The following is a 25,126-nucleotide window of genomic DNA, read 5'->3' as shown; positions in this document are numbered from 1 at the left end:
GGTTTTCCCGGCGCGCGGGCGCGCGCGCGCCCGGAAAGACGACGGGCGCGAGACCGTCCGGTCCGCGCCCTCGCGATCGAGCGTTCGCCGCTGGCGAGCGCCCGGATCTCTGCCGGTCATCTCACCCGGAGTAGTCGATGATCACGACCCCGCGGTCGCGATCCCCGGGCCCGCGGTCGTGGTCGTCGTGACCGCGCGGCCCCTCGTCCGGATAGGAGGGCAGCGGGAGCTCGACCGTCGGGCGGTCCTCGTGGCGCTGCTCGCGCTCACGCCGCTTGATCTCCTCGATGACGTAGGCGTCCAGCATGGCGGGTCTCCGGGCCATCATCACCGCTGCAACTGCAAGTCGCGTTCCTCGCGACCCCGTTCCCCTCCTCCGTGGCGCGGTTCGCACATTTCTAATGACGCAGGGCCCCCTCGCGCCAATTCACTTCGCCCCGGCAGGGCCCGGTTCAGTAAAGCACCCGTCCCATACGGGGGTCAACTGGGCGCGGCAGGATGTGCGCGGCGCCGCACAGGCTGAGCCTCCCGGTGCAAACGTTGCCGCGGCGACAGCGCCTGCCGGATCTCAGCGCAGCGACTCCGCCCGCGCCTTGAAGGCGTGCAGGTTGCGGGGGAGGTTCACCTTGGTGAGCTCGTCGCTGATCCGGTCGATGACCGCCTGCGGGACCAGCGGCGGCTTGGAGATCAGGATCTCGACGGAGTAGTGCGCGCGGGTGCGATCGCCCTCGGCGTGGAGCTCCCAGGAGCCGTTCGAGACCTTCATGAGCTCGCCGGACTGGAGCGACCAGGTCACCTTCCGCGGGCGCTCCTCCTCGTGCCGCAGCACGTACTTGATCCGCTTGATGCCGAGGTCGAGCTCGTACTCCACCCGCCTGCCCGGCCCGCCGGCGAGCACGCGGCAGCCCTTGATGCCGGGCACGAACTCCGGGTAGCGCGCGTAGTCCACGATCACGTCGTAGACGCGGTCGATGGGCGCGTCGATGAAGACCTCCTGCGTGACGACCGACATCGGGGCCTCCTGAAGGCTACCAGCCGTAGTCCGGGCTGCGGGTGAAGTGGTGCTCGGTCTCGATGTAGCGGATCGTCCCGGTGCGCGACCGCATCACGACGGAGTGCGTGCGGGCGCCGTCGCCGGTGAAGCGCACGCCCTTGAGGAAGTCGCCGTGGGTGACGCCGGTGGCGGCGAACATGACGTTGCCGCCGGCCAGCTCCTCCGCGCCCATCACCCGGTCCAGGTCCTTCACCCCATACCCGCGGGCGCGCTCGCGCTCGGCGTCGTTGCGGAACACCAGCCGGCCCTGCAGGTCGCCGCCCACGCAGCGGAGCGCCGCGGCGGCGATCACGCCCTCGGGCGCGCCCCCGATGCCCATCAGCACGTCCACGCCGGTGTCCGGGAAGCAGGTGTTGAGCGCGCCGGCCACGTCGCCGTCGCCGATGAGCTTGATGCGCGCGCCCGCCTCGCGGACCTCGCGGACCAGCTTCGCGTGGCGGGGCCGGTCGAGGATCACCACGGTGAGGTCCTCGACGTACTTGCCCAGCGCGTCGGCGACGCGGCGCAGGTTCTCGGTGGGCGTGCGCCGCAGGTCCACCGCCCCGCGGGCGCGGGGCCCGACCGCGATCTTCTCCATGTACGTGTCGGGCGCGCGCAGCAGCCGGCCCTTCTCGCCCATGGCGATGACGCTGAGCGCGTTGGGCGCCCCGGTCGCGCACAGGTTCGTGCCCTCCAGCGGGTCCACCGCGATCTCCATCTCGGCGTCGCCGTCCCGGCAGCGACCCACCTTCTCGCCGATGTACAGCATCGGCGCCTCGTCGCGCTCGCCCTCCCCGATCACCACCTCCCCGCGGATGGCGATGTCGTTGAACGCCTTGCGCATGGCCTCGACCGCGGCCTGGTCGGCGCCGTTGCGATCGCCCCGGCCCATCAGCCGGGCGGAGGCCAGCGCGGCGGCCTCGGTGACGCGGACCACCTCGAGCGCGAGGTTCCGATCCATGGCTCAGCCTCCCTTCCCCGGGCCGGCGGGCGCCTCGCCCACCGAGAGCCGCGACAGCAGCTCCGGGGGCATGCGGCGCACGCGCCCGTCCAGGTCCACGCAGGCGTGGACGGTGGAGCCGGTGGCGAGCAGCTCGCCGTCCCGGACGATGCGGTACTCGAAGCGGGCCGAGGCGCGGCGCACCTCGGCGAGCGAGGTCTCCACCGCGACGAGGTCGTCGTAGCGGGCCGGGCTGCGGTAGCTCACCTGCGCGTCCACCACCGGCAGGCGCAGCGCGTACGCCTCCTCGAAGTCGCGGTAGCGCAGCCCCTTGGCGCGGATGAACTCGTTCCGGCCCGCCTCGAAGAAGCGCAGGTAGTTGCCGTAGTAGACGACGCCCATCTGGTCGGTGTCGCCGTAGATGACCCGGAGCTCCGTCTTCACCATTCGTTCACCTCGGGCGCGGCGCGGCCGCCGGCGCGGGGCCGGGCGCGGCGGGGCGCGCGGCGCGGGTCAGACGTTCTCGATGCGGATGAGGCGCGTCGGCGCGAGCGTGGTCGGGTCGCGGTCGATGTCGGCGATGGCGGCGCGCAGGTCGGCCTCGCGGGCCACGTGCGTCACGATCACCAGCGGCACCGGCTGGCCCTGGTCGTTCTGCTCGCGCTGCTGCACCGCCGCGATGGAGATGTGGCGCGCGGCGAGCTGCGAGGCGATGCGCGCGAGCACGCCGGGCGCGTCCTGCACGGAGAAGTTCAGGTAGTACGCGCAGCGCACCTCGGCGTGCGGCCGCACCGAGACGAGCGGCTCGGCCGGCGGCAGCGGCACGCGCCCGGGGCTGCCGGCCAGGATGTTGCGGGTGAGGTCGATGATGTCCGACACCACCGCGCTGCCGGTGGGCATCGCGCCGGCGCCCTGCCCGTACAGCATGGAGGCGCCCAGCGCCTCCGAGTGGAGCACCACCGCGTTCATGGCCCCGCGGACGCCGGCGAGCAGCGAGCCGGCCGGGATGAAGGCGGGGTGCACGCGGGCCTCGAGCTGGTCCTGCGCGCCGGGCGCGGCGCCCTCGGCCGGGCCGCAGCGCCGGGCCACCGCCAGCAGCTTCAGCGCGTAGCCGAACTCGCGCGCCCACCGGAAGTCCTCCGGCTTCAGCGCCATGATGCCCTCGGTGAGCACGTCCGCGGGCCGGAGCGCCGCCCCGAACGCGAGCTGCGCGAGCACGCACAGCTTCTGCGCCGCGTCGCCGCCGGACACGTCGAGCGTGGGGTCGGCCTCGGCGTAGCCCAGCCGCTGCGCCTCGGCCAGCGCCCGCTCGATGGGCTCGCCCTTCTCGGCCATGGCGGTGAGGATGAAGTTGGTGGTGCCGTTGACGATGCCGTGCAGCGCGGTGATCCGGTCGGAGGCGAGCGCCTCGCGCAGCGTGCGGATGATGGGCACGCCGCCGCAGACCGCGGCCTCGTAGTAGACGTCCACCCCGCGCGCGCGGGCCAGCCGGAAGATCTCCTCGCCGCGCGCCGCCAGCAGCGCCTTGTTGGCGGTGACCACGTGCTTGCCGCGCTCCAGCGCCCCGCACACCAGCTCGAACGCCTGGTCCACGCCGCCGATCAGCTCGACCACCACCTGGATGGCGGGGTCGTCGAGCAGGTCCTCGAGCCGCGTGGTGAGCAGCGCGGGATCGACGTCGATCGAGCGCTCCTTGTCCAGGTCGCGCAGCGCCACGCGCCGGACCACGATCCGCCCGCCCAGCCGCGCCTCGATGTCCTCCGCGTGCTGGCGCAGGATGGACAGCACCCCGCCGCCCACCACGCCGAACCCGGCGATCCCGATCCCGACCTCGCGCATCACTTGCCTCCGACCCGGTACGAGCCGAGCACCGCCCGCACCTGGGGCGCCACGTTCCCTTCCACCACCGCCCACGTCTCGATCCGCACCGGCCCGACGCCCGGCGCGTAGGTGATCTCGAGCACGTTGTCGGTGGTCGGCCCGGCCCGGTTGTGCGCCCGGACGCGCACGCAGCCCTCGAACCGGCCCGCCGGCGTCTCGGCGGTCTCGCCCACCGCGGCGATCTCGTAGCGCTCGGTGGAGCTGGCCGACACCACCGAGGACCACTGCTGCCCCTGGGCGAGCGGCGCGCAGAGCAGCCGGCGCAGCCGGTCGTGCACGCACCCGCCGTCCGCGCGCAGCTCGCCGCGATCGCTGTCGCGGAAGTAGCCGTCGGCGGTCCGCTCCAGGATCCGCACCGTGCGGGTGGCGCCGCGCCGCTCCGGCGGCAGCGCCGGCGACTCGTCCACGTACGTCCAGGTGTTCCCGACCGCGAGCGGGAAGTACTCGGCCGGCGAGGCCGCGGCCGCGCGGGGCGCGGCGGGCGCCGGGGCGCGCGCGCAGGCGAGCGCGAGCGCGAGGATCGGAACCAGGGTGCGGAGCGTCATGAGGCCCGCATCTTAGCGGAAAGCCGGCGCGAGGTGGCCCTCGCCGCCGCGCGGCTACTTGCCCGCCACGCGGCCGGCCTCGGCGTCGCGCGCGCGCAGCTCGGCGAGCGCGGCGCGGGCCGCGGCGCGCACCCGCGGCTCCGGGTGACCGGCCTCGAGCGTGAGCAGGTAACCCTCCGCCTCGGGCCCGCCGATGTCGCCGATGATGCGCACCAGCGCCAGCGCCATGCCGCCGTCGCCGCGCTGCGAGAGGTCGATGAGCGGGGCCACCGCCCGCGGGTCGCGGATCTGGCCGAGCGCGCCCACCGCCAGGTGCGCCACCTCCGGCTCCGGATCCCGCAGGCGCTCGACGAGGGCCGGCACCGCCTCGCGCGCGCGCCGCTCGCCCGCCACCCGCACCGCGTGCCGCCGCACCCGCGCGTCGTCCGCGCCGAGGTCTCGCACCACCGCGGCCGTGGACTTCGCGTCCTCCGCCGACGCCAGCGCGAGCGCGTCGGCGGCGCCGCGCGCGGCGAGCGCCAGCGCGGCCCGCCACGCGTCGGCGGGCCCGGCCGCGAGCGTGGCGGCGCCGGTCGCGGTCTCGCGCACGGCGGTGCCCTCGGTCCCCTCGGCGGGGACCAGCTCCAGCTGCACCGCGGTCTCCACCCGCGCCACGCCGCCGGGCGGCCCCGGCACGAAGCGGATGCCCACCACGTCCACGCGGGCCTGGTGCGGGCGCTTCCCCTCGCCCAGCCGGAAGCCGGCGCCGGCGAGCGCGTCGCGCGCGGCCGACTCCAGCGCGGCGGGGTCCAGGCCGGCCTCCACCAGCGGGCCCGCCAGCGCGCCGGGCTCGGCGCGGATCGACACGACGTGCAGCGGGGGCGTCCCGGGCCGGCAGGCGGCGGCGACGAGGAGCGCGCCCGCCGCGATCCCCACCGCCATCCGCCGTCGCGCCGGTCCGGGCATCGCGTCCCGCCGTGCGTCAGGCCTCGGGATCGCCGCGGCCGGGCTCGGGCGGCGGCTCGGACGAGGCCGCGCGGTCGGGCGCGGGCTCGCCGGCCGGGGCCGAGGCCGCCGGCGCGGCGGCCGGAGCCGGGGGCTCGGCGGCAGGCGGCGGTCCGGAAGGAAGGGGCGGCGGCGTGGTCCGGGGCGCGGGCTCCGGCACCGCGGTGGGCCAGGCGGGCTCGCCCGCGCCGGCGGCGGTCCCGGCGGCGGGCGCTGCGCCCTCCGCCGGCGCGCCTGCGGCCTGCGGGCCGGCGCCCTCGCGGTTGCGCCCGCGGCCGCCCCGGCGGCGGCGGCGGCGACGACGGCGGCGGCGCTCGCCCGCGCCCGCCTCGCCCGCGGCGCCGTTCGCGGCGACCTCCGCCGGCTCGTCCTCGCCCTCGGGCCCCTCGGCGCCCTCCGGCCCCTCGTCCTCGCCTCCCTCGTCGTCGTCCTCGATCGGCCCGGCGCCGGGCGGGAGCGCGGCGGGGAGCTCCTCCGCCGCCAGCTCCGCCGGGACCTCGATCACGCGCGCACCGGCCGCGACCGCCGGCTCGATCCCCTCCGGCGCCGGCGCGGCGGACGCCTCGACCGCCACGCCCTCCGCCGCCGGGCGCGGGCGCTCGTCGCGCCGCGGCTCGCGCCGCTCCTCCCGGCGCCGATCGCGGTCGCCGCGCTCGCCGCGGTCGGCGCGCTCGCCGCGCTCGCCGCGGTCCTCGCGCCGGTCGCGCTCCTCGCGCCGCGCCAGCCGGGCGGCCTCCTCGGCCGCGGCGGCCTCGGCGGCGGCCTGGAAGAACGCGTCGTCCACCTCCGGCACCACCACCGGCACGCAGCCCAGGCCGGCCTCGGTCATCGCCTCGGCGAAGGCCTCGCCGCAGAGCAGGATGACCGGGAGCTGGCCGGCGGCGGACGCCTCGCCGCGCGCGTCGCGCGCCGCGTCGCCCGCGGTGACCACCACGCCCAGCTGCGCGCCGTAGTGGACGAGGTCGCGGCGCAGGTCGGTCACGTCGCGGCGCGACGCCTCCGCGCCGGTGCGGACGATGCGGACCGCGTGCCGCAGGTCGGCGAGGCCGATGCGCTTGCGCGCGGTGCAGACCACGTGCTCGCGGCCGCGCTTGGCGACCTTCACCTCGCGGTAGCCAAGCTTCTCGAGCATCCGGATCGCGACGTGCTCGACGGCGGGCGGCTCGCACTCGCGCAGCCGCCGCCGCAGGGCGGCCAGGGCGGCGCGGCGCAGGTCGCCGGGGGCTGCGGCCGCCGGCCGCGGGGCCGGGGCGGCGGGACGCTCGCCGGGCTCCGGCTGGGCGATGAGCGTGACGGCCTCGCCCTCCACCTGGAAGAGCGGGTGGCGGCCGGACGCCTCGCGCCGGCGGTTGTCCTCGGCGAGCGCGGCGGACAGCGACGCGGTGTCGCGGACGAACGCGTCCGGCATGAGCATCCGCTCGGTGCCCTGCAGGGCGATCTCGGCCAGCGTGAGCGCGCGGCCGGCGCCGGCCAGGATCTCGTAGGCGACCTCGGCGGGCGGCGGGAAGCGGCGCGCGCGGCGATCCTCCTCCTCGCGGCGCCGGCCGCGGCCCCGCTCGTCGCGGCCGGTGGCCCGCGCCATCTCGCGCGAGGGCGACGGGTGCCGCTCCCGGCTGCGGTAGGGCAGCTCGTTCTCCGGCGGCGGCTCGATCAGGTTCTCGAGGCCGAGGGGATCCTCGTCGAGCCCCCACTCGGACAGCGCGAAGGTGCCGGGCTGAACGGGGAGGACGCGCCGCTCGGCGTGGGGGAGCCGGCAGTGTGCGGCGAGCTGATCGGCCAGGGTTTCCTCCGGGATCTTGCCGACGTGGTCGAGCAGGTTCTCCCGGATGGCGATCTCGGCGATCTTCCTGAAGTGGAGAGGCTTCCCCTCGCGCCGCAGCACCTCGATGGCGGCTTCGGTGAAGGTCATGTACGTCCTTGGACGGAGGTCTCGAGCTGTCGGGGCCGCCAGCAGGCGGGCGGCCGCATCGGAAGCTTCATCTTCGTGCCGTGGACCGGGCCTGTCAACGTTGAAAGTGCCTGATTCCGCGATGATTCTTCCGGTTCCATGATCCGGATCCGCACGGGTACCAGCTGGCGCCTCGACCCCGACCTGACGGCCGCGCTCCGCCGCGCCGCCGGGCCGGCGCGCACGGCCGCCACCCGCGCCATCGTGGACGCGCTGGCCATCGAGGTGGACGGCATCGACATCGCCGGCGGCCGGGCCGAGGGCCCGCTCCTCCCCTCCCTGGAGGCGTTGCTGCGCGCCGTGGCGCGGGTGGTGGGGGGGGCCCCGCACGCGGCGGTGGCGTTCCACGAGGGCGCGCTCGAGCTGGTGCTCCGGCGGCGGGGCGGCAGCGCGCTCCTCACCCTCGTCTCGCTGGCCCGGCCCTCGCGCGTCCTCGCCCGGGACGTGGAGGTGGACCTCGAGGCGCTCGCCGCCGCGGCCCTGGAGGCGGCCGCCGAGCTGTGCCGGGAGCTGGCCGAGGCCGCCCCGGCGGCCGCGCGCGACGCGGGCCGCCTGCGCGCCGCCGCGCGGGACCTGCGCCGCACCGAGGCGGCGCCCGCCCCCGGACCGCGCCCGCCGGTGCGGGCCCGGCGGCCCGGCCCTGCTCCGCGCCCGGGCCGCGTCGCCTGCACGGTGGACCTGGCGGACGACGAGGGCGTCCTCCTCGCGTACCCGGGCGGCCGGCCGGATCTCGGCTCGCTGCTCGCGCCGGGGGTGGTGCGGGTGGTGGCCGAGGACGGCGCCGAGCTGCTGGCGCTGCAGGGGTTCCCGTTCCTGGCGCTGCGAGACCTCGTCGCGGCCGCGGGCGCGATCGTGGGGGCCGTCCGGCGGCGCGAGCCGGCGCTGGAGGTCCCGCTCTCGCGGGCGGGCCGCGCGCCGGCGCGCACGCTGGAGCTGGACCTCGCCGCCGGCCGGGTACGCGCGGGCGGCGTGGCGCGGCCGGCGCCGCCGCTGGCGCTGGCGCGGGCGGTCGCCGAGGCGGCGCTCGACCTGTGCCGGCTGGCCCGCGCGCGAAACCCGCGCCAGTCGGAGAACGCCTACCTGGCCGAGCTGGAGGCGGCCGCGGCGGAGCGGCTGGCGCAGGTCGAGGAGCTGGCCGGCGGCGATCTCTCCGCCGGGCCGTCCGCCGGGCAGGCCCGCGCCCGCGGCGCCGCGATCGCCGCCGGCGCGCCGCTCGGCCCGGGGCGCCTGCGGCGGCTGTCCTTCCGCCGGGCCTGGTCGGTGGACGTGGGCGCGCCGGCCGGCCCGGGGCTGTGGAACGCCGGGGCGCTCACGCTCGCCGCCGGCGCGGAGGCGGTGGTGGCGGTGGACCGCGCCCGCGGCGAGGTGGCCTGGCGCGCCGCCGGCGGCCTCCGGGCGGCGCCGCTGCCCGGGGCGGTGCTGGTGATCGGGCCCGGGCGCCTGGAGGCGCTCGCGCTGCGCACCGGGCGGCCGCGCTGGGCCCGCACGCCGCCCGGCGCCGATCCGGAGGGCGCGGTGGCGCTCGCCGGCGGGCCGCTCGTGCTGGTCGAGCCGGGGGCGCTCACCGGCCTCGAGGCCGCGACCGGGCGCACGCTGTGGCGCCTCGAGCTCCCGGGCCGGCCGCGCCTCCGGGCCGCCGCGTTCGGCGGCGTGGCGGTGGCCGCCTCCGACGCCGGCTTCGTCTACGCGGTGGACGCGGCGGGGCGGCTGGCCTGGCGCGTCCGCGCGCCCGGCGCGCCCTGCTGCGCGCCGTCCGCCGGACGCGGCGCCTGCCTGGTGCTGGCGGAGGCCGGCGCCGGCACGGCGCTCCTCGCGCTCGACCCGTCCACCGGCGCGCGCCGCTGGGAGGCGCCGCTCGACCTCGTCCCGGCCGGCCCGCCCATCGCGTGGGGCCCGCGCCTCGCCGTCGTGGGGACGGTGGGCGGCGATCCCGCGGTCACCGCGCTGCGCGACGACGGCAGCGCGGACTGGACCGACGCGCCGCCGCTCACCGGCGCGCCCGCGGCGGCCGCCGCCGGCCCGCTGCTCGTGCTCCGCGACGCCGCCGGCGCGCTGGTGGCGCTCGGGCGCGACGGCGCGGTGCGCTGGAGCCGGGCCGCGCCGCCGGGCCACCTGCCGCCGGGCGCGGCCGCGCCCGCGGTGGCGCGCGGGACGCTGCTCGTGCCGGGCGAGGGGATCGCCTGCCTGGCGCTGCGCACCGGGGAGCCGGTGGGTGCCATCCCGGCGGTCGCCCCGGCGCGGCTGGCCGTGGACGGGGCGCTGCGCGTCGCCGCGATGGACCTCGACGGCCTGACCACCGGGTTCCGGCTGGCCACCCACCTCAGCGTGGTGTGAGCGGCGGGCGGGCCCCGCGGATCACACGCCCAGGAACAGCCGCTTGCCGAAGTTCAGGGCGAGGTCGGCGTCGAAGATCTTCTGCGCCGCGGTCTCGATGTCGTAGGGCACGCGGTGGAACTCCACCACGCGCTCCTCGGTGTCGTAGGTGACGAAGCAGGCGCGGTTGTCGCAGTCGCGCGGCTGCCCCACCGAGCCCACCGAGATCACGTACTTGTAGCCGCGGCGCAGCCCGAACCGCGTCGCCACCACCTCGTTCACGTCGCCCGACGGGTGGATCGCGAACGACTTGCACAGGTGGGAGTGGCCCACGAAGTTCACGTCCTCGAGCCCGTCGAGGTGCGGGACGAGGTCCCTCGCCTGCTCCTTCGCGAACACGTACTCGTACGCCTGCGGCGCGGCCGGGTTGCCGTGGCTGAGGCCGACGCCCGGGAGCCGGTGGGTGTACGGCAGCGCCCGCAGCCACTCGAGGTGGTCCGGGTCGATGCGCGCCGCGGTCCAGTCGAGCGCGTGGCGGGCGGCGTCGTAGTAGAAGCTGTAGTCCATCCGCCCGGCCACCGCGGCGTCGTGGTTGCCGAGCAGCGTCACCTCGGCCACCTTGCGCACCAGCGCGCAGCACTCGTTCACGCTCGCGCCGTAGCCGACCACGTCGCCCAGGCAGTAGATGCGATCCGGGCGCAGGCGCTCCAGCGCGGCCAGCGACTCGCTCAGGGCCTCGAGGTTCGAGTGGATGTCGGAGATGATCCCGATGCGCATGCTCGACCCGTGCCGGGCGGCGCATGGTAGCCGCCGCCCGGATCGGAGGTCAACCCGGGGTGGCCGCGCCGTTGAAGAGATCGTTTTCGAGGTCGTCGAAGTGGGCGAGGCCGCGCGCCTCGGCGTAGCGCGCCCGGATCTCCTCGGGGCGGAGCGTGCGGAGCCGGTCGAGCGAGAACTGCTCCACCGCGAAGCTCGCCAGCACGCTCCCGAGCACGATGGCGCGCCGCATGGTGGCGACGTCCGCGCGGCCGCGGTGCGCGAGGTAGCCCATGAACCCGCCCGCGAAGCTGTCGCCCGCGCCGGTGGGGTCGAAGACCTCGGGCAGCGGGAACGCCGAGGCGGCGAAGACCTCGTCCCCGGAGAAGAACAGCGCGCCGTACTCGCCGCGCTTCACCACCAGCGCCTTCGGCCCGAGCGAGAGGATGGCGCGCGCCGCCTTCACCACGTTGTGCTCGCCGGCGAGCTGGCGCGCCTCCGCGTCGTTGACGAACAGCATGTCCACGCGCTTCAGCGTCTCGAGCAGGCTCGCGCGCTTCGAGGTGATCCAGTAGTTCATGGTGTCGCAGCCCACGAAGCGGGGCCGCTCCACCTGGTCGAGCACCGCGCGCTGCAGGTCCGGGTCGATGTTGCCGAGGAACACGAACTCCGAGTTGCGGAAGCCGGGCGGGAGCACCGGCCGGAACCCGGCGAACACGTTGAGCTGCGTGTCCAGCGTGTGCGCGGTGTTGAGGTCGAACTCGTAGCGCCCCTTCCAGCGGAAGGTCCTGCCCGGCTCGCGCGAGAGGCCGGCCAGGTCCACGTCGCGCCCGGCCAGGAAGCGCACGTGCTCCTCGGGGAAGTCCTCCCCCACCACGGCCACCAGCCGCGTCGGGCCGAAGAAGCTCGAGCAGGCCGAGAAGTACGACGCGGAGCCGCCCAGCACGTCCTCGCGGCGGCCGAAGGGGGTCTCGAGCGAGTCGAGCGCGACGGAGCCGACGACGAGCAGGGCCATCCGGGTTCGAGCCTTTCCGCCCGCAGGGAGCGGCGGGCGACCCGTACCTAGCCCGCCGCGGGCGTCCCGGTCAACGCCGCAGCGGCGCGCCGGCGCGGATCGCCGGGGCCGCCCTCCGCGGCGAGCTGCCCGCAGGCGGCGGCGATGTCGGTGCCGCGGTTCTTGCGGACCACCGCGGTCACGTTGCGCGCGACGAGCAGGTCGCGGAACCGCTCCACCGCGCCGGGCGCCGGGGCGGCGAACCCGAGGCCCGGGTTCTCGTTGTACGGGATGAGGTTCACCTTCGCCGGGATGCCGCGCAGCAGCCGCGCCAGGCGCTCGGCGTCCTCCGGCGCGTCGTTCACGCCGCCCAGCATCACGTACTCGAACGTGATCCGCCGCCCCTGCTTCATGGGGAACTCGCGGCAGGCGCGGAGCAGCTCGGCCAGCGGGTAGCGCCGGTTGATGGGCATGATCGCGTCGCGCTGCGCGTCGGTGGTGGCGTTCAGCGACACGGCCAGCTTCACCTGCGTCTCCTCGCCGAGCCGCCGCATCACCGGCACGAGCCCGGACGTCGAGACGGTCACGTGGCGGTGCGAGAAGTTGGGGCCGTCCTCGGAGAGGAGCAGGTCGAGCGCGACCTTCAGGCTGCGGTAGTTCGCGAGCGGCTCGCCCATGCCCATGAACACGAGGTTGGTGAGCGGGCGCGGCCCCTCCCCCTCCCCCAGCTCGATCAGCCGGCGGTTGGCGCGGTGCACCTGATCCACGATCTCGCCCGGCTCGAGGTTGCGGGCGAGCCCCATGGTGCCGGTCATGCAGAACGTGCAGCCCACCGCGCAGCCCACCTGCGTGGACACGCACAGCGTCTTGCGGTCGGTCTCCGGCAGGTAGACCGACTCCACCAGCTTCCCGTCGCGCGTGCGCCAGGTCCACTTGATGGTGCCGTCGGCGGAGCGCTGCTCGGTGGCGCGCTCGAGGGTGGTGAGGCGGGTGCCCTCCGCCAGCCGCTCGCGCAGCGCCCGCGGCACGTCGGTCATCTCCTCGAGCGAGGCGGCGCCGCGCAGGTGCAGCCAGCGGTAGACCTGGCGGGCGCGGAACGGCTTCTCGCCCAGCCCGGCGATCAGGGAGGCGAGCCGCTCCTGCGGGAGCGACCGGAGGTCGGGGGTGTCGTCGTGCAGGACGTCCATGCGGGCGTCTTCCTAAGACCGGGCGGCGGCCGGCGCGACCTCGGGCGCGGGCGCCTCGCCCCGCCGCGCGATCTCGACGCGGGTGACCCGCCGCTCGTCGCCGGCGCGCACCGTGAACGTGAGGCCGTCCCAGGCCAGCGTGGCCCCCACGGGCGGCACCCGGCCGGCGGTGGCGGTCACGAACCCGCCCAGCGTCTCGTAGTCCCCCTGCTCGGGGAACCGGACCTCCGGCGTCGGCTCGCCCTCGTCGGGCTCGGGCGCGTCCTCGCCGGCGGGGCGCGGCGCGGGCTCGTCCCGCTGCTCGTTCAGGAACGACTGCAGGTCGTGGAGCGGGATGGCGGCGTCGGCCAGCCACACGCCGGGCGCGACCGCCTTCACCGGCGCGGCCTCCACGTCGGCCTCGTCCTGGATCTCGCCGACGATCTCCTCGATGACGTCCTCCATGGTGACGAGGCCGCTCGTGCCGCCGAACTCGTCCACGACCACCGCGAGGTGCGTCCGCCGCCGCTGCATCTCCTTCAGCAGGCGCGAGATCTTCATCTGCTCGGGGACGAAGAACGCCGGCTTCAGGTAGCGGTCCAGCGCGATGCGTCGCAGCGGCCCGTGCCGGAGCTCCTGGATGATGTCGCGCACCAGCAGGATGCCCACCACGTTGTCGATGGACCCCTCGTACACCGGCATGCGGCTGTACGGGTTCTCGGTGACGATCCGCACCAGCTCGTCCGGCTCGACCGCGCGGTCCACCGCGACCATGCGCGTGCGCGGGATCATGACCTCCTTCGCGACGCGGTCGGCGAACTCGAGCACGCTGTTGAGCAGCTCCTCCTTCACCTCGTCGAGCACGCCCTCGCGCGTGCCCATCTCGATGAGGTACTCGATCTCCTCGCTGGTCACCGCCGGCGTGGGCGCCCGGCCGCCGCCGAGCAGCCCGACCACCCAGCCGGTGAGGCGGGTCACCGCCGCGGAGAGCGGCCACATCGCGAGGCACAGCGTCTGGACCATGGGCATGGCCCAGAGCGCCACCGGCGCCGGGTGCCGCTTGGCGAGGGTCTTCGGGACGATCTCGCCCGCGAACAGGATGACCACGGTGGTGATGCCCGTCGCGATCGCGACCAGCGTCCCGTGGGCCCAGCCGCCCCCGGCGGCGAGGTCCGCACCCACCGAGCCGGCCAGCGCGCCGGCGCCCACGTTCACCAGCGTGTTGCCGATGAGCAGCGTCGAGAGCACGCGCTCCGGGTGCTCGATCCACAGGCCCAGCAGGCGGGCCCGCCGGCCGCCGGTCTCGCGGAGCTGCCGGGCGCGGGGCTCGCCCAGGGCGGTCAGCGCCGTCTCGGTCCCCGAGCAGAAGGCGGAGGCGGCGAGGAACGCCACCCCCAGCAACCATTTCCATGTCGGTACTGCGTCCAAACCGCGGCTCTCCTCGCCATCCCCAGAAACGACGAAACCCGTCCCTGGGGCGGGACGGGTTCGTGCATTCTAGCCCGAACCGGGCGCGGCGCGCCCGGCCGAGCGGGGGAACGCCCCCAGGAGCGCAGGAAGATCGGCCGGTTAGGCGAGCTTCTTCCACTCGTAGGCGTGGACCTGCACCTCGGGGAAGAAGTACGAGACCTCGATCTTCGCGTTCTCGACGCTGTCCGACCCGTGGACCGTGTTCTTCTCGATGTCGGTCGCGAAGTCCTTGCGGATCGTGCCGGCGTCGGCCTTCTTCGGGTCGGTGGCGCCCATGATCTCGCGGTTCCGCGCGACGGCGTTCTCGCCCTCGAGCACCATCAGCACCACCGGGCCGCTGGTCATGAACTTCACGAGGTCGGCGAAGAACGGCCGGGCCTTGTGCACCGCGTAGAAGCCCTCGGCCTCGGCCTTCGACAGCTGGGTCAGCCGGATCGCCACCGGCTTCAGCCCCTTCTCCTCGAAGCGGCCGATGATCTTCCCGATGATGCCCTTCTCGACGCCGTCGGGCTTGATGATGGACAGCGTGCGCTCGATCGCCATGTGATGCTCTCCGTTCGTTCCGTGTTTCCGGGTTGCGGGAAAGCCGCGCCCCCGGCTCACCGCGAGCACGGGGGCGCGAGCGTCCCTGGATCCTCGGGGGCGCGCTAGTCGCGCTCCCCCTTGGCAGCCTTCTTGAGCGCCTTGCCGCCGCGCTGCGAGGGCGCGGCGCTGCGCGAGGCGGCGCCCTTCTTGCCGGGCGCGGGGGCGGCCGGCCGCTTGCCGGCGGGCGCCTTGACGGGCTTGGGGCGGGCGCGCCGCGACAGCGCGTCCTTCATGGCCCGGCCGAGCAGGTGCGGCCCGTCCACCACCACGACGCCGGCCTCGCGCATGGCCGCCATCTTCGCGTCGGCGGTGCCGGCGCCGCCCGAGATCACCGCGCCGGCGTGGCCCATGCGCTTGCCCGGGGGCGCGGTGCGGCCGGCGATGAAGCCGACCACCGGCTTCGTCATGTGCTCGCGCACGAACGCGGCGCCCTTCTCCTCCTCGCCGCCGCCGATCTCGCCGATCATGATGACCGCGTCGGTGTCCGGGTCGTCCTCGAACAGCTGCAGCGCCTGCACGAAGTCGGTGCCGTGGACCGGGTCGCCGCCGATGCCCACCGAGGTGGACTGGCCGAGGCCCAGGTCGCTGAGCTGCTTCACCGCCTCGTAGTTGAGCGTGCCGGAGCGCGACACCACGCCGATGCGGCCGGGCCGGTGCACGTGGCCGGGCATGATGCCGATCTTGCACTGGCCGGGCGTGATCACGCCGGGGCAGTTCGGCCCGACGAGCCGGGTCTTCGGGCGGCTCTCCACGTACCGGCGGACCCGGACCATGTCGAGCACCGGGATGCCCTCGGTGATCGCCACGATCAGCTCGATGTCCGCCTCGGCCGCCTCGATGATGGCGTCGGCGGCGAACGGGGGCGGCACGAAGATGGCGGCCGCGTTCGCGCCGGTCTCCTTCACCGCCGCCGCGACCGTGTGGAAGATGGGGACCGTCCCCTGGAACCGGGTGCCGCCGCGGTTGGGCGTCACGCCCGACACGACGTTCGTGCCGTAGGCCAGCATCTGCTCGGTGTGGAAGCTGCCGGCCGAACCGGTGATGCCCTGGACGAGGACCCGGGTGTTGCGATCTACGAGGATGCTCAAGGCGTGTGCCTCCCGCCGCTCGCGCGACGAATGGACCTGGATCTAGGCGGCCCGCGCGGCCTGGACGGCCTTCCGGGCGGCTTCGCCGAGATCGTCGGCGGGGATGATCTTCAGCTCGCTGTGGGCGAGGATCTCCTTGCCCAGCTCGACGTTGGTGCCCTCGAGCCGGACCACCAGCGGGATCGAGAGCCCCACCTGCTTCGCGGCGGCGACGATGCCGTTCGCGATCACGTCGCACTTCATGATGCCGCCGAAGATGTTGACCAGCACCGCCTTCACGTGCGGGTCGGAGAGGATGATCTTGAAGGCCGCGGTGACCTTGTCCTCGTCGGCGCCGCCGCCCACGTCGAGGAAGTTGGCCGGCTGGCCGCCGGACAGCTTGATGACGTCCATGGTGGCCATCGCCAGGCCGGCGCCGTTCACCATGCAGCCGATGTCGCCGTCCAGCGCGATGTACGAGAGGTCGTACTCCTTGGCCTGCGTCTCCTTCGGATCCTCCTCGTCCGGATCGCGCATGGCCGCGATGTCCGGGTGCCGGTAGAGCGCGTTGTCGTCGAAGTTCATCTTCGCGTCGAGCGCGAGCACCTCGCCGCCCACCGTGATGACGAGCGGGTTGATCTCGGCGAGCGACGCGTCGGTGGCGACGTAGGCGTTGTACAGGCCGGTGGCGAAGCGCACGAACGCGGTGACCGAGTCGCCGGAGAGGCCGAGGCCGAACGCGAGCCGGCGGGCCTGGAACGGCATGAGGCCGGTCAGCGGCGAGATCCACTCCCGCAGGATCTTGTCGGGGTGCTTCGCGGCCACCTCCTCGATGTCCACGCCGCCCTCGACCGAGGCCATCACCGCCAGGCGCCCGATCTCGCGGTCCAGCGTCATGCCGAGGTACAGCTCGCGGGCGATCCGGCAGCCCTCCTCGACGTAGACCTTGCGGACCTCCTGCCCCTCCGGCCCGGTCTGCGGGGTCTTCAGCATCATGCCGAGCATGGCCTCGGCGTGCTGGCGGGCCTCGTCCGGCGAGCGGGCCAGCTTCACGCCGCCGCCCTTGCCGCGGCCGCCCGCGTGGATCTGCGCCTTCACCGCGCTGATGCCGCCGCCGAGCTGGCGCGCCGCGCCCTCCGCCTCGAGCGGCGTGACCGCGAGGTAGCCGCGCGGCACCGCCACGCCGAACTTCCGCAGGATTTCCTTCGCCTGGTACTCGTGGATCTTCAAGCCGAGCTCGCTCTCTCGTGGTGACGACGAAGGCCGGTCGTCCCCGGAAGGGGCGAACGACCGGCCCGAGAAACCTACTACAGCTTGGTCTCGGCGACGGACTTCTTCACGCTGTCCACCGACCGCTGGAGCATGGCGCGCTCGTCGTCGTTCAGCTCGAGCTCGAGCACCCGCTCCACGCCCCCGGCGCCGATCACCACCGGGACGCCGACGAACAGGCCCTTCACCCCGTACTGGCCCTCCAGCAGGGCCGAGCAGGGCAGCACCCGCTTCTTGTCGCGCAGGTACGACTCCGCCATCGCGATCGCCGAGGCGGCCGGCGCGTAGAAGGCCGAGCCGGTGCCGAGCAGCGCCACGATCTCTCCCCCGCCCTTCCGCGTGCGCTCCACGATGGCGTCGAGCTTCGCCTTGTCGAGCAGCCGGGTCAGCGGCACGCCGGCCACCGACGAGTAGCGGAGCAGCGGGACCATGTCGTCGCCGTGGCCGCCGAGCACCATGGCCTGGACGTCCTGCGGCGAGACCCCGGCCGCGTCGCCCACGAAGTACTGGAAGCGCGCGGTGTCGAGCACGCCGGCCATGCCGACCACCCGGTTCTTGGGGAAGCCGGTGACCTTGTACATGGCGTAGACCATCGAATCGAGCGGGTTCGTGATGACGATGACGAACGCGTTCGGCGCGTACTGCTTGATGCCGTGCGCGACCTTGGTGATCGCGTCGAGGTTCACCTTCAGGAGATCCTCGCGGCTCATGCCCGGCTTGCGCGGCACGCCCGCGGTCACGATGCAGACGTCGGCGTCGCGGATGACCGAGTAGTCGGTCGTGCCGCCGCCGGTCACGTCCACGTCCCACTTGCCGACGCCGCGCGTCTCCTGCAGGTCGAGCGCCTTGCCCTTGGCGACGCCCTCCATGATGTCCACCAGGACGACGTCGCCGAGCTCCTTCTGCCCGGCCAGGAGCGCGAGCGTGCCGCCGATCTGTCCCGCGCCGATGAGCGCGATCTTCTTCCGCTGGGCCATGTGGTCACTCCGGGGTTGGAAAGCCGCTACGCTACATGTGCTCGATGATCTCGTCGCCGAACTCGGAGCACTTCACCTCGACCGCGTCCGCCACGCCCTCGGCCTTCATCAGGCGCGCGAAGTCGTAGGTGACGCGGTGGCCGGCGATGGCGCCGTCCATGCCCTTGACGATCAGGTCGGCCGCCTCGTTCCAGCCGAGGTGCCGGAACATCATCTCGCCGGAGAGGATCACCGAGCCCGGGTTCACCTTGTCGAGGTCCGCGTACTTCGGCGCGGTGCCGTGGGTGGCCTCGAAGATGGCGTGGCCGGTGACGTAGTTGGCGTTGCCGCCGGGCGCGATGCCGATGCCGCCGACCTGCGCGGCGAGCGCGTCGGAGAGGTAGTCGCCGTTCAGGTTGAGCGTGGCGACCACGTCGAAGTCCTCGGGCCGGGTCAGCACCTGCTGCAGCGTGATGTCGGCGATGGCGTCCTTGACCAGGATGCGCCCCTCGGCGACGGCCGCCTTCTGCTCGGCGGCGGCGGCCTCCTCGCCGCGCGAGGCCTTGGTGCGCTCCCACTGCTCCCAGGTGTAGACGCGGTCGGCGAACTCCCGCTCGGCGAGCGCGTAGCCCCAGTTCCGGAACGCACCCTCCGTGAACTTCATGATGTTGCCCTTGTGCACGAAGGTGACGCTCCGGCGCCGCTCGCGGACGGCGAACTCGAGCGCCGCGCGGACGAGCCGCTCCGTCCCCTCGCGCGACACCGGCTTCACGCCCACGCCCGAGGTCGCCGGGAAGCGGATCTTCCGGTACTCCTCCGGGAACTCCTGCTCGAGGAACGCGAGCAGCTTCCTCGCCTGCTCCGAGCCCGCCTCCCACTCGATCCCCGCGTAGATGTCCTCCGTGTTCTCCCGGAAGATCACCATGTTGACCTTCTCCGGGCGCTTCACCGGCGAGGGCACCCCCCGGAACCAGCGGACCGGCCGGAGGCAGACGTAGAGATCGAGGAGTTGACGCAGCGCGACGTTCAGCGAGCGGATGCCGCCGCCGATGGGCGTGGTGAGCGGCCCCTTGATGCCGATGAGGTACTCGCGGAACGCCTGGATCGTCTCGTCGGGCAGCCAGTTGTTGAACTTGGTGAACGCCTTCTCGCCCGCGTACACCTCGGTCCAGGCGATCTTCCGGCGGCCGCGGTAGGCCTTCTCCACCGCCGCGTCGAGCACCCGCACGCTGGCGCGCCAGATGTCGCGGCCGGTGCCGTCACCCTCGATGAACGGCAGGATGGGCCGGTCGGGAACGTTCAGCTTCCCGCCGACGAGCGAGATCTTCGCTCCATCCTTCGGGACCACCGGCTTCGCATCCGCCATGACGAGCTTCCTCGCGTGTGGGGAGAGGTGGAGCCGGGGTCTTAGCATCGCGCCGCGTGGGGTGTAAAGGCGCTGACCGCTCCAACATTTGGAATTCGCGGCACTTTACAACGACTGCGGCGGTCGATGTTGGTCCGCCCACGGGTCACCCCTGAGAAGGGCGTCCCACGGCTGACCAGCCGCAGAGACGGAGGTTTCGCGCGGCGACGCGCGCGCGGGCGCGGGGGCTGCAGAGCGCCGCGAGCTCGATCTCGCGCTCGGCCCCGAACGAGGTCCGGGCATGGCTCGGCGTGTGGCCCGGGTGCGCCATCAGCTCGGTCACGCCCTCCCCCACCTCGTCGAGCGCGGCGAGGAGCGCCTCCTCGGTCCAGGCCGGGCGCCGTGCCGCGTCGCCCAGGAACGCGTCCGCGGTGGCCACCCCCGCGGCGCGGAGCGCCGCGCGCATGGGCCCGTCGAGCGACCGCACCGGCAGCCCTCGCTCCGCCGCCACCGCGCAGAACGCCTCCCGCACCGCCGGCGCGGCGTGCGCGTGCTTGTGGCTGTCGAGGTGCGTGGGCGGCGCGCCGCGCAGCGCCTCGAAGCGCTCGAGCTGCCGGCGCAGCGCCGCCTCCGCCCCGGCCCGCCCGGCGTCGGGGTCCACGACGGCGTGCAGCCCGATCCCGAGCGAGCGCGGCGCGCCGGCCAGCGCCGCGGCCGCGAACGGCGTCTCGACCATGGCGGTGGCGCTGGTGACCAGCCCGCGCGCGTGCGCCTCGAGGATGCCCCGGTCGATCTCCGGGTCGTAGCCGAGGTCGTCGGCGTTCACGATCAGCCATCGCATGGCGGCGGCCGCGACCGTCGCGCGCCGCGTCCGCCGAGTCAAGCGCGGGGCGCGCCGCCGGATCGCTAGTGGAGCCGGCCCGGCTCCAGCCCCCCCGCGTCCGGCCGGGCCCCGGGCGCGGGCGCGGGCGGCTGGCGCGGCAGGTCCACCGTGAACGTCGCGCCGGCGCCTGGCGTGCTCGCCACCTCGATGGTGCCGCCGTGCGCCTCCACGATCTGCCGCGCGATGTAGAGCCCCAGCCCGAGCCCGCCGAAGTTCTGGGCCGGCACGGCGCGCGCGAAGCGGTCGAACACCCGCACCTGCTGCTCCGGCGCGATGCCGATGCCCTGGTCGCTGACGCGCACGCGGGCGGTGCCGTCGTCGCCGGTGACGTGCAGCGCGATCGGCCGCCCCTGCCCGAACTTGGCGGCGTTCACGAGCAGGTTCGCGATCACCTGCTCGAGGCGCGTCCGGTCCCAGGCCCCGGTGACCGGCTGCAGGTCGAGCGCGAGCTTCGACCCGGAGCGCGCCAGGTCGCCCTGGGCGTGGCCGGCCGCGTCGCGCGCCACCTCGGCGAGATCGAGCGCCTCGCGCCGGAGCTCGATCTTGCCGAGGCGCATGCGCGAGACGTCGAGCAGCTCGCCCACCAGCGCGGCGAGCCGGCGCGTCTGCCGCTCCAGCGTCTCCAGCCGGTCCACCACGTCCGGCGGCAGGCCCTCGCCCGAGCGGAGCGCGGCCCGGTGGAGCAGCTGCAGCTGGAGCGCGGTCACCGGCGTGCGCAGCTCGTGCGAGGCCACCGACAGGAACTCGTCGCGCTCGCGCACCTCCTCCTGCGCCTTCCGCCAGAGCCGGGCGCGCTCCTCGATCTTCCGCCGCTCGGTCGCGTCGCGCACCGCCGCGATCACGCAGCTCCGCCCGTCCACCTGGATCGGCGACAGGCTGATCTCGGCCGGGAACTCGGCCCCGTCGTGACGGAGCCCGGACAGGTCGAGGCCGAGCCCCATGGGGCGGGTGCGCGGCGCGGCCTGGTACGCGGACCGGTGGACCTGGTGCATGGTCCGGTAGCGCGCCGGGAGCAGCACCTCCACCGGCCTGCCCAGCAGCTCCTCGCTCCGGTAGCCGAAGAGGCGCTCGGCGTGGGCGTTCACGAAGAGGATCGCGCCGGCGTCGTCGGCGATCACCATGGCGTCCGGCGCCGAGTCGAGCAGCGAGAAGTCCACGCCGCCCTCTGAGATGCGGCGTCCGGCGCGCTCCGTGAAGTCCCGCGCCCTCCCGGTGCGGGGCCCGCGCCCGCTCGCCCGCCCCGGTGCCCGCGCGGACCGGCGGAGCCCACCTTCAAGGTGGTCCCACGGTGACCCCGGAGCGTCCATGCGAGTCAGCGCCTCTCTCTCCATCCCCTGGTTCGTGCTCGTGACGGGCCTGGCCGGGATCTCCGCGCACGCGGCGGCGCCGCCCGCGGCGCGGGTCGAGCTGGAGGTGGCGGGCGTGCTGCCGATGCCCGAGGGGGCCGCCTCGATCCTGGTGCTGCGCGAGAAGGGGGCGAAGAACCTGCTGCCGCTCGTCGTGCCGGGCGCGCAGGACCAGGACCTCGGCCGGCGCCTGCGCGCGGACGCGGCCCCGGGCCTGCTCGCCGAGACGATCCGGGCGCTGGGCGGGCGGGTGCGCGAGGTGGAGATCGCGTCCGCGGACGAGGGCCCGGGCGGCGCGCGGGTGCGGCTGACGCAGGGCGCGCGCCGCCTCGAGCTCCCGGGCGCGGCCTCCGAGTCGGTGGCGCTGGCCGTCTCGGCCGGCGCGCCGATCTTCACCAGCCGCCGGGTGATGGACGAGTCGGGCCTGTCGCCGGAGGAGGTGGACCGGGCCCGCGAGCGCGTCGCGCGCGAGGGCGGGGAGCCGCAGCGGATGTAGCGGCGGGCGGCGCTACTGCGCGCCCGGCTCGCCGGGCGGGCGCGCCGGGCGCGGCGTGGGCAGCCGCGACTCGGCGGCGAAGTCGTAGATCGACTCGAGCCGGACGTTGCGGTAGCGCTCCAGCTTGAACGCCATGCGCGACAGCGTCGCCAGGAACTCCTTCACGTCCACCGTGCCGCCCTTCCCGGCCGCCTTGCGCAGGCGCTTCACCTCGGCGTGGATCGCCTTGTGCGCCTCGCGCGGGTGGTACAGGAACGCGCCGGAGAAGTAGAGCGCGCCCTGGAACGGGAGCAGCCGCGCCTCCAGCACGTCGCCCTTGTCCAGCCCGGCGACGTGGCGCCGCTCGGTGACGTCGTAGTCCCCTGCGGTGAACACGTCGCGGAGCCGCAGCAGGCCGTCGCGGATCTTGCGGACCTCGAACAGCCCGTGGACGTTGCGCGCCAGGTCCTGGTACGCGGCCAGCTCCTCGGGCGAGAGCGAGGGGCCCTCCGCCTCGATGAACCGCTCGATGGTGGTGCCGGTGCCGCCCGCGGGCCGGTGGTCGTAGAGGTAGTAGTCGAGCATCCCGTTCAGCCGGGGCTCGTAGGTGCGATCCTCCTCGTGCGGCTCGCCGTACCGGTCGAAGTGGAACCGGCGCGCGGCGAGGAGCTCCTCCTTGCGCGCGCCGTCGGTGGCCCAGGCGAGCAGGCGCTCGTGCAGCAGCTGCAGCGTCATCGAGACCGCTCCATCATCGCCACGAAGCGCGCGAACAGCGGGCGCGCGTCGTGCGGCCCGGGCGACGACTCGGGGTGGTACTGGACGCTGAAGGCCGGCGCGTCGAGCACCTCGATGCCCTCCACCGTCCCGTCGTTCAGGTTCACGTGGGTGACGCGGGCGCGCTTGCCCAGGCTGGCGTCGTCCACGGCGAAGCCGTGGTTCTGGGCGGTGATGTCCACCTTGCCGGTGTCCAGCTCCTTCACCGGCTGGTTCGCGCCGCGGTGGCCGAACTTGAGCTTGTAGGTGCGCGCGCCGATGGCGAGCGCCAGGATCTGGTGGCCGAGGCAGATGCCGAACACCGGCACCTTGCCGAGCAGCGCCGCCACCGTCTCGCGCGCGCCCGTCACCGCGGCGGGGTCGCCGGGGCCGTTCGTGAGGAACACGCCGTCCGGGCGGAGCGCCAGCGCCTCGGCCGCGCTGGTGCGCGACGGCACCACCGTGACGCGGCAGCCGGCCTCGGCCAGCAGCCGGAGCATGGCGCGCTTCAGCCCCCAGTCGTACGCGACCACGTGGAAGCGCGGCTTCGCGAGCGGCGCGCGCTCGGCGTCGGTCCAGCAGTCGGCGCCCTGCTCCGTCCACTCGTACGGCGCCGCGGTCGAGATGCGGGTGGCGAGGTCCTGCCCCTCCATCCCGGGCAGCGCGCGCGCCCGCTCCACCAGCGCCCCGGCGCTCCCCTCGGTGGCGATGACGCCCATCTGCGCGCCGGCGGTGCGGATGTGCCGCGTGAGCCGCCGCGTGTCGATGCCGGTGATCCCGACGATGCCGTGCGCCGCGAGGTAGCCGTGCAGGCTCTGCTCGGCGCGGAAGTTCGACGGCTGCTCGGCGGCGTGGCGGACGATGAAGCCGGTGGCGTGCGGGCGCGCGGACTCCTCGTCGGCGCGGTTCACGCCGTAGTTCCCCTGCTCCGGATACGTCATGCAGATCATCTGATCGACGTACGACGGGTCGGTCAGGATCTCCTGGTATCCGGTCATGGAGGTGTTGAAGACGACCTCCCCCGTGGCCTCGCCGGTCGCGCCGAGCGAGAACCCCTCGAAGGTGGTGCCGTCCGCCAGCGCCAGGATCGCCTGCTTCATCGGTCTGCCTTGCCCTCCTCGTGGACGATCCGGCCACCCACGATCGTGTGCGTGCAACGCCCGGCGAGCCGCCTTCCCTTCCACGGCGTGTTGCGGCCCTTCGACTGGAGCCGCGCCGGGTCCAGCGTCCACTCGGCGGCGGCGTCGAGCACCGCCACGTCCGCGGCGGCGCCGCGCGCCAGCGTCCCGGCGGGCAGCCCGAAGACCCTGGCCGGCCCCGCGGTGAGCGCCTCGACGAGCCGGCGCTCGGTCAGCGCGCCCTCCCGCACCAGGCCCAGGCACACCGAGAACGCGGTCTCGAGCCCGACGATGCCGTTCGCGGCGGCGTCGAACTCGACGTCCTTCTCCACCGCCGAGTGCGGCGCGTGGTCGGTGGCGATGGCGTCGAGCGTCCCGTCCGCGAGCCCCTCGCGGCAGGCGCGGACGTCGTCCGCCGAGCGGAGCGGCGGGTTCATCTTGAAGTCGGTCGAGTAGCCCGAGGCGGCCACGTCGTCGTCGGTGAGCGCGAGGTGGTGCGGGGTGACCTCGCCGGTCACCGGCAGCCCGCGGCGCTTCGCCTCCCGGATGGCCCGGACCGCGCCGGCGGTGCTGACGTGGGCGACGTGCAGCCGCCCGCCGGTGAGCTCCACCAGCGCGATGTCGCGCAGCACCATCACGTCCTCGGCCTGGGACGGGATGCCCTTCAGGCCGAGCCGCGTCGCGGCGGCGCCCTCGTGCATCACGCCCTTGCCGACGAGGTGCAGGTCCTCCTCGTGCACGGTGAGCGGCAGGCCGAACGCGCGCGCGTACTCGAGCGCGCGGCGCATGAGCGCCGACGACATCACCGGCCGGCCGTCGTCCGAGAGCGCCACGCACCCCGAGGCCTTCAGCTCGCCGTACTCGGCCAGCTCCTCGCCGCCGGAGCCCTTCGAGATCGCGCCCACCGGGTAGACGCGCGCCAGCCCGGCCGCCGCGGCGCGCGCGAGCACGAGCTCGGTCACCGCGGCGCAGTCGTTCACCGGCTTCGTGTTCGGCATGGCGCAGACGGCGGTGAAGCCGCCCGCCACCGCCGCGCGCGCGCCGGTCGCGACCGTCTCCTTGTACTCCTGCCCCGGCTCGCGCAGGTGGACGTGGAGGTCCACGAAGCCCGGGGTGACCCACCGGTTCCGCGCGTCCAGGACGCGGGCGTCGCGCGGGCGCTCCACCCGCTCCGCCACCTCCGCCACCTTGCCGTCGCGGATCACCACGGTGCGGACGCCGTCCACGCCGCCGGCCGGGTCGATGACCCGGCCGCCCTCGATGAAGAGCACGTCAGACATCGCGCCTGCCTCCCGTCCC

Annotated in this window: 24 protein-coding genes; 2 read left to right on the top strand and 22 right to left on the bottom strand. The window is 74.8% G+C overall.

What is annotated here, in order from left to right:
* Positions 1–121: 121 nt before the first annotated feature.
* The 8 genes from ADEH_RS08515 to ADEH_RS08480 form a co-directional block, all read right to left on the bottom strand.
* Positions 122–307: a hypothetical protein gene (locus ADEH_RS08515; RefSeq protein WP_041453426.1), complete on the bottom strand. Its 186-nt coding sequence runs from the start codon at positions 305–307 to the stop codon at positions 122–124.
* 261 nt (positions 308–568) lie between these two features.
* Positions 569–1,012 (bottom strand): type II toxin-antitoxin system RatA family toxin, encoded by a 444-nt coding sequence (locus ADEH_RS08510; RefSeq protein WP_011420697.1) that lies wholly within the window; start codon positions 1,010–1,012, stop codon positions 569–571.
* A gap of 16 nt (positions 1,013–1,028) precedes the next feature.
* On the bottom strand, positions 1,029–1,994 hold the full coding sequence (glpX, locus tag ADEH_RS08505) for a class II fructose-bisphosphatase (protein WP_011420696.1): 966 nt from the start codon (positions 1,992–1,994) through the stop codon (positions 1,029–1,031).
* A 3-nt stretch (positions 1,995–1,997) separates the two neighbouring features.
* Positions 1,998–2,420: an acyl-CoA thioesterase gene (locus tag ADEH_RS08500; RefSeq protein WP_011420695.1), complete on the bottom strand. Its 423-nt coding sequence runs from the start codon at positions 2,418–2,420 to the stop codon at positions 1,998–2,000.
* 66 nt (positions 2,421–2,486) lie between these two features.
* Positions 2,487–3,812, bottom strand: coding sequence for a homoserine dehydrogenase (locus ADEH_RS08495; RefSeq protein WP_011420694.1), 1,326 nt, complete (start codon positions 3,810–3,812; stop codon positions 2,487–2,489).
* The gene (locus ADEH_RS08490; RefSeq protein WP_011420693.1) at positions 3,812–4,399 is read right to left on the bottom strand and encodes a hypothetical protein; all 588 of its coding nucleotides are present in this window, start codon (positions 4,397–4,399) and stop codon (positions 3,812–3,814) included. Before ADEH_RS08490 ends, ADEH_RS08495 begins: the two co-directional genes overlap by 1 nt.
* Positions 4,400–4,453: 54 nt before the next feature.
* Positions 4,454–5,320: a HEAT repeat domain-containing protein gene (locus ADEH_RS08485; RefSeq protein ID WP_232287455.1), complete on the bottom strand. Its 867-nt coding sequence runs from the start codon at positions 5,318–5,320 to the stop codon at positions 4,454–4,456.
* 40 nt (positions 5,321–5,360) lie between these two features.
* Positions 5,361–7,292: an HTH domain-containing protein gene (locus ADEH_RS08480; protein ID WP_011420691.1), complete on the bottom strand. Its 1,932-nt coding sequence runs from the start codon at positions 7,290–7,292 to the stop codon at positions 5,361–5,363.
* A gap of 138 nt (positions 7,293–7,430) precedes the next feature.
* On the opposite strand from ADEH_RS08480, the gene ADEH_RS08475 reads away from it, so the two are divergent.
* A complete protein-coding gene (locus tag ADEH_RS08475) occupies positions 7,431–9,665 on the top strand; it encodes a PQQ-binding-like beta-propeller repeat protein (RefSeq protein ID WP_011420690.1) in 2,235 nt (744 codons plus the stop codon).
* Between the two features lie 21 nt (positions 9,666–9,686).
* On the opposite strand, the gene ADEH_RS08470 is transcribed toward ADEH_RS08475, so the two are convergent.
* The 11 genes from ADEH_RS08470 to ADEH_RS08420 all read right to left on the bottom strand — a co-directional run bounded on the left by ADEH_RS08470 (position 9,687) and on the right by ADEH_RS08420 (position 21,292).
* Complete coding sequence (locus ADEH_RS08470) at positions 9,687–10,421, bottom strand: metallophosphoesterase family protein (RefSeq protein WP_011420689.1); 735 nt, start codon at positions 10,419–10,421, stop codon at positions 9,687–9,689.
* A gap of 49 nt (positions 10,422–10,470) precedes the next feature.
* The gene (locus ADEH_RS08465; RefSeq protein WP_011420688.1) at positions 10,471–11,415 is read right to left on the bottom strand and encodes a PfkB family carbohydrate kinase; all 945 of its coding nucleotides are present in this window, start codon (positions 11,413–11,415) and stop codon (positions 10,471–10,473) included.
* A 47-nt stretch (positions 11,416–11,462) separates the two neighbouring features.
* The gene (gene rlmN, locus ADEH_RS08460) at positions 11,463–12,581 is read right to left on the bottom strand and encodes a 23S rRNA (adenine(2503)-C(2))-methyltransferase RlmN (RefSeq protein WP_011420687.1); all 1,119 of its coding nucleotides are present in this window, start codon (positions 12,579–12,581) and stop codon (positions 11,463–11,465) included.
* Positions 12,582–12,593: 12 nt separating this feature from the next.
* Complete coding sequence (locus ADEH_RS08455; RefSeq protein ID WP_232287454.1) at positions 12,594–13,952, bottom strand: hemolysin family protein; 1,359 nt, start codon at positions 13,950–13,952, stop codon at positions 12,594–12,596.
* 177 nt (positions 13,953–14,129) lie between these two features.
* The gene (gene ndk, locus ADEH_RS08450; protein WP_011420685.1) at positions 14,130–14,573 is read right to left on the bottom strand and encodes a nucleoside-diphosphate kinase; all 444 of its coding nucleotides are present in this window, start codon (positions 14,571–14,573) and stop codon (positions 14,130–14,132) included.
* Positions 14,574–14,677: 104 nt separating this feature from the next.
* Positions 14,678–15,703 (bottom strand): succinate--CoA ligase subunit alpha, encoded by a 1,026-nt coding sequence (gene sucD / locus ADEH_RS08445; RefSeq protein ID WP_011420684.1) that lies wholly within the window; start codon positions 15,701–15,703, stop codon positions 14,678–14,680.
* Between the two features lie 42 nt (positions 15,704–15,745).
* On the bottom strand, positions 15,746–16,912 hold the full coding sequence (gene sucC / locus ADEH_RS08440) for an ADP-forming succinate--CoA ligase subunit beta (RefSeq protein ID WP_011420683.1): 1,167 nt from the start codon (positions 16,910–16,912) through the stop codon (positions 15,746–15,748).
* A 77-nt stretch (positions 16,913–16,989) separates the two neighbouring features.
* Complete coding sequence (gene mdh, locus ADEH_RS08435) at positions 16,990–17,928, bottom strand: malate dehydrogenase (RefSeq protein ID WP_011420682.1); 939 nt, start codon at positions 17,926–17,928, stop codon at positions 16,990–16,992.
* A gap of 31 nt (positions 17,929–17,959) precedes the next feature.
* Positions 17,960–19,273 carry an NADP-dependent isocitrate dehydrogenase gene (gene icd, locus ADEH_RS08430; RefSeq protein WP_011420681.1) on the bottom strand — a complete coding sequence of 438 codons (1,314 nt, stop codon included), beginning with the start codon at positions 19,271–19,273 and terminating at the stop codon, positions 17,960–17,962.
* 145 nt (positions 19,274–19,418) lie between these two features.
* Complete coding sequence (locus tag ADEH_RS08425) at positions 19,419–20,093, bottom strand: carbohydrate deacetylase (RefSeq protein WP_011420680.1); 675 nt, start codon at positions 20,091–20,093, stop codon at positions 19,419–19,421.
* A 65-nt stretch (positions 20,094–20,158) separates the two neighbouring features.
* Positions 20,159–21,292, bottom strand: a complete 1,134-nt coding sequence (locus ADEH_RS08420; protein WP_011420679.1) for a PAS domain-containing sensor histidine kinase — start codon at positions 21,290–21,292, stop codon at positions 20,159–20,161.
* 148 nt (positions 21,293–21,440) lie between these two features.
* Here ADEH_RS08420 and ADEH_RS08415 point away from each other — a divergent pair, with 148 nt between their 5' ends.
* On the top strand, positions 21,441–21,977 hold the full coding sequence (locus ADEH_RS08415) for a bifunctional nuclease family protein (protein ID WP_011420678.1): 537 nt from the start codon (positions 21,441–21,443) through the stop codon (positions 21,975–21,977).
* Positions 21,978–21,989: 12 nt separating this feature from the next.
* On the opposite strand, the gene ADEH_RS08410 is transcribed toward ADEH_RS08415, so the two are convergent.
* The 3 genes from ADEH_RS08410 to ADEH_RS08400 are packed head-to-tail and all read right to left on the bottom strand — an operon-like array spanning position 21,990 to position 25,107.
* Complete coding sequence (locus ADEH_RS08410) at positions 21,990–22,691, bottom strand: hypothetical protein (protein WP_011420677.1); 702 nt, start codon at positions 22,689–22,691, stop codon at positions 21,990–21,992.
* Complete coding sequence (gene carA, locus ADEH_RS08405) at positions 22,688–23,809, bottom strand: glutamine-hydrolyzing carbamoyl-phosphate synthase small subunit (protein WP_011420676.1); 1,122 nt, start codon at positions 23,807–23,809, stop codon at positions 22,688–22,690. The genes ADEH_RS08410 and carA overlap by 4 nt, the downstream gene beginning before the upstream one ends.
* Positions 23,806–25,107, bottom strand: a complete 1,302-nt coding sequence (locus tag ADEH_RS08400; RefSeq protein ID WP_011420675.1) for a dihydroorotase — start codon at positions 25,105–25,107, stop codon at positions 23,806–23,808. Before ADEH_RS08400 ends, carA begins: the two co-directional genes overlap by 4 nt.
* Positions 25,108–25,126: the final 19 nt, after the last annotated feature.

Source organism: Anaeromyxobacter dehalogenans 2CP-C (assembly GCF_000013385.1).
In the GTDB taxonomy this organism is placed as follows: Bacteria; Myxococcota; Myxococcia; order Myxococcales; family Anaeromyxobacteraceae; genus Anaeromyxobacter; species Anaeromyxobacter dehalogenans_B.
Note: the sequence above shows the minus strand (reverse complement) of the source record. Positions and strands in the feature narration are given on the sequence as shown.

What these genes read in the sequence shown, in the direction of transcription:
- ADEH_RS08480 (WP_011420691.1), bottom strand. Translation starts at nt 7,292, where the DNA reads ATGACCTTCACCGAAGCCGCCATCGAGGTGCTGCGGCGCGAGGGGAAG.
- ADEH_RS08465 (WP_011420688.1), bottom strand. Translation starts at nt 11,415, where the DNA reads ATGGCCCTGCTCGTCGTCGGCTCCGTCGCGCTCGACTCGCTCGAGACC.
- ADEH_RS08475 (WP_011420690.1), top strand. Translation starts at nt 7,431, where the DNA reads ATGATCCGGATCCGCACGGGTACCAGCTGGCGCCTCGACCCCGACCTG.
- ADEH_RS08400 (WP_011420675.1), bottom strand. Translation starts at nt 25,107, where the DNA reads ATGTCTGACGTGCTCTTCATCGAGGGCGGCCGGGTCATCGACCCGGCC.
- ADEH_RS08410 (WP_011420677.1), bottom strand. Translation starts at nt 22,691, where the DNA reads ATGACGCTGCAGCTGCTGCACGAGCGCCTGCTCGCCTGGGCCACCGAC.
- mdh (WP_011420682.1), bottom strand. Translation starts at nt 17,928, where the DNA reads ATGGCCCAGCGGAAGAAGATCGCGCTCATCGGCGCGGGACAGATCGGC.
- ADEH_RS08515 (WP_041453426.1), bottom strand. Translation starts at nt 307, where the DNA reads ATGCTGGACGCCTACGTCATCGAGGAGATCAAGCGGCGTGAGCGCGAG.
- icd (WP_011420681.1), bottom strand. Translation starts at nt 19,273, where the DNA reads ATGGCGGATGCGAAGCCGGTGGTCCCGAAGGATGGAGCGAAGATCTCG.
- ADEH_RS08510 (WP_011420697.1), bottom strand. Translation starts at nt 1,012, where the DNA reads ATGTCGGTCGTCACGCAGGAGGTCTTCATCGACGCGCCCATCGACCGC.
- ADEH_RS08500 (WP_011420695.1), bottom strand. Translation starts at nt 2,420, where the DNA reads ATGGTGAAGACGGAGCTCCGGGTCATCTACGGCGACACCGACCAGATG.
- ADEH_RS08470 (WP_011420689.1), bottom strand. Translation starts at nt 10,421, where the DNA reads ATGCGCATCGGGATCATCTCCGACATCCACTCGAACCTCGAGGCCCTG.
- carA (WP_011420676.1), bottom strand. Translation starts at nt 23,809, where the DNA reads ATGAAGCAGGCGATCCTGGCGCTGGCGGACGGCACCACCTTCGAGGGG.
- ADEH_RS08495 (WP_011420694.1), bottom strand. Translation starts at nt 3,812, where the DNA reads ATGCGCGAGGTCGGGATCGGGATCGCCGGGTTCGGCGTGGTGGGCGGC.
- ADEH_RS08415 (WP_011420678.1), top strand. Translation starts at nt 21,441, where the DNA reads ATGCGAGTCAGCGCCTCTCTCTCCATCCCCTGGTTCGTGCTCGTGACG.
- ADEH_RS08425 (WP_011420680.1), bottom strand. Translation starts at nt 20,093, where the DNA reads ATGCGATGGCTGATCGTGAACGCCGACGACCTCGGCTACGACCCGGAG.
- ndk (WP_011420685.1), bottom strand. Translation starts at nt 14,573, where the DNA reads ATGGCGATCGAGCGCACGCTGTCCATCATCAAGCCCGACGGCGTCGAG.
- glpX (WP_011420696.1), bottom strand. Translation starts at nt 1,994, where the DNA reads ATGGATCGGAACCTCGCGCTCGAGGTGGTCCGCGTCACCGAGGCCGCC.
- ADEH_RS08485 (WP_232287455.1), bottom strand. Translation starts at nt 5,320, where the DNA reads ATGGCGGTGGGGATCGCGGCGGGCGCGCTCCTCGTCGCCGCCGCCTGC.
- rlmN (WP_011420687.1), bottom strand. Translation starts at nt 12,581, where the DNA reads ATGGACGTCCTGCACGACGACACCCCCGACCTCCGGTCGCTCCCGCAG.
- ADEH_RS08490 (WP_011420693.1), bottom strand. Translation starts at nt 4,399, where the DNA reads ATGACGCTCCGCACCCTGGTTCCGATCCTCGCGCTCGCGCTCGCCTGC.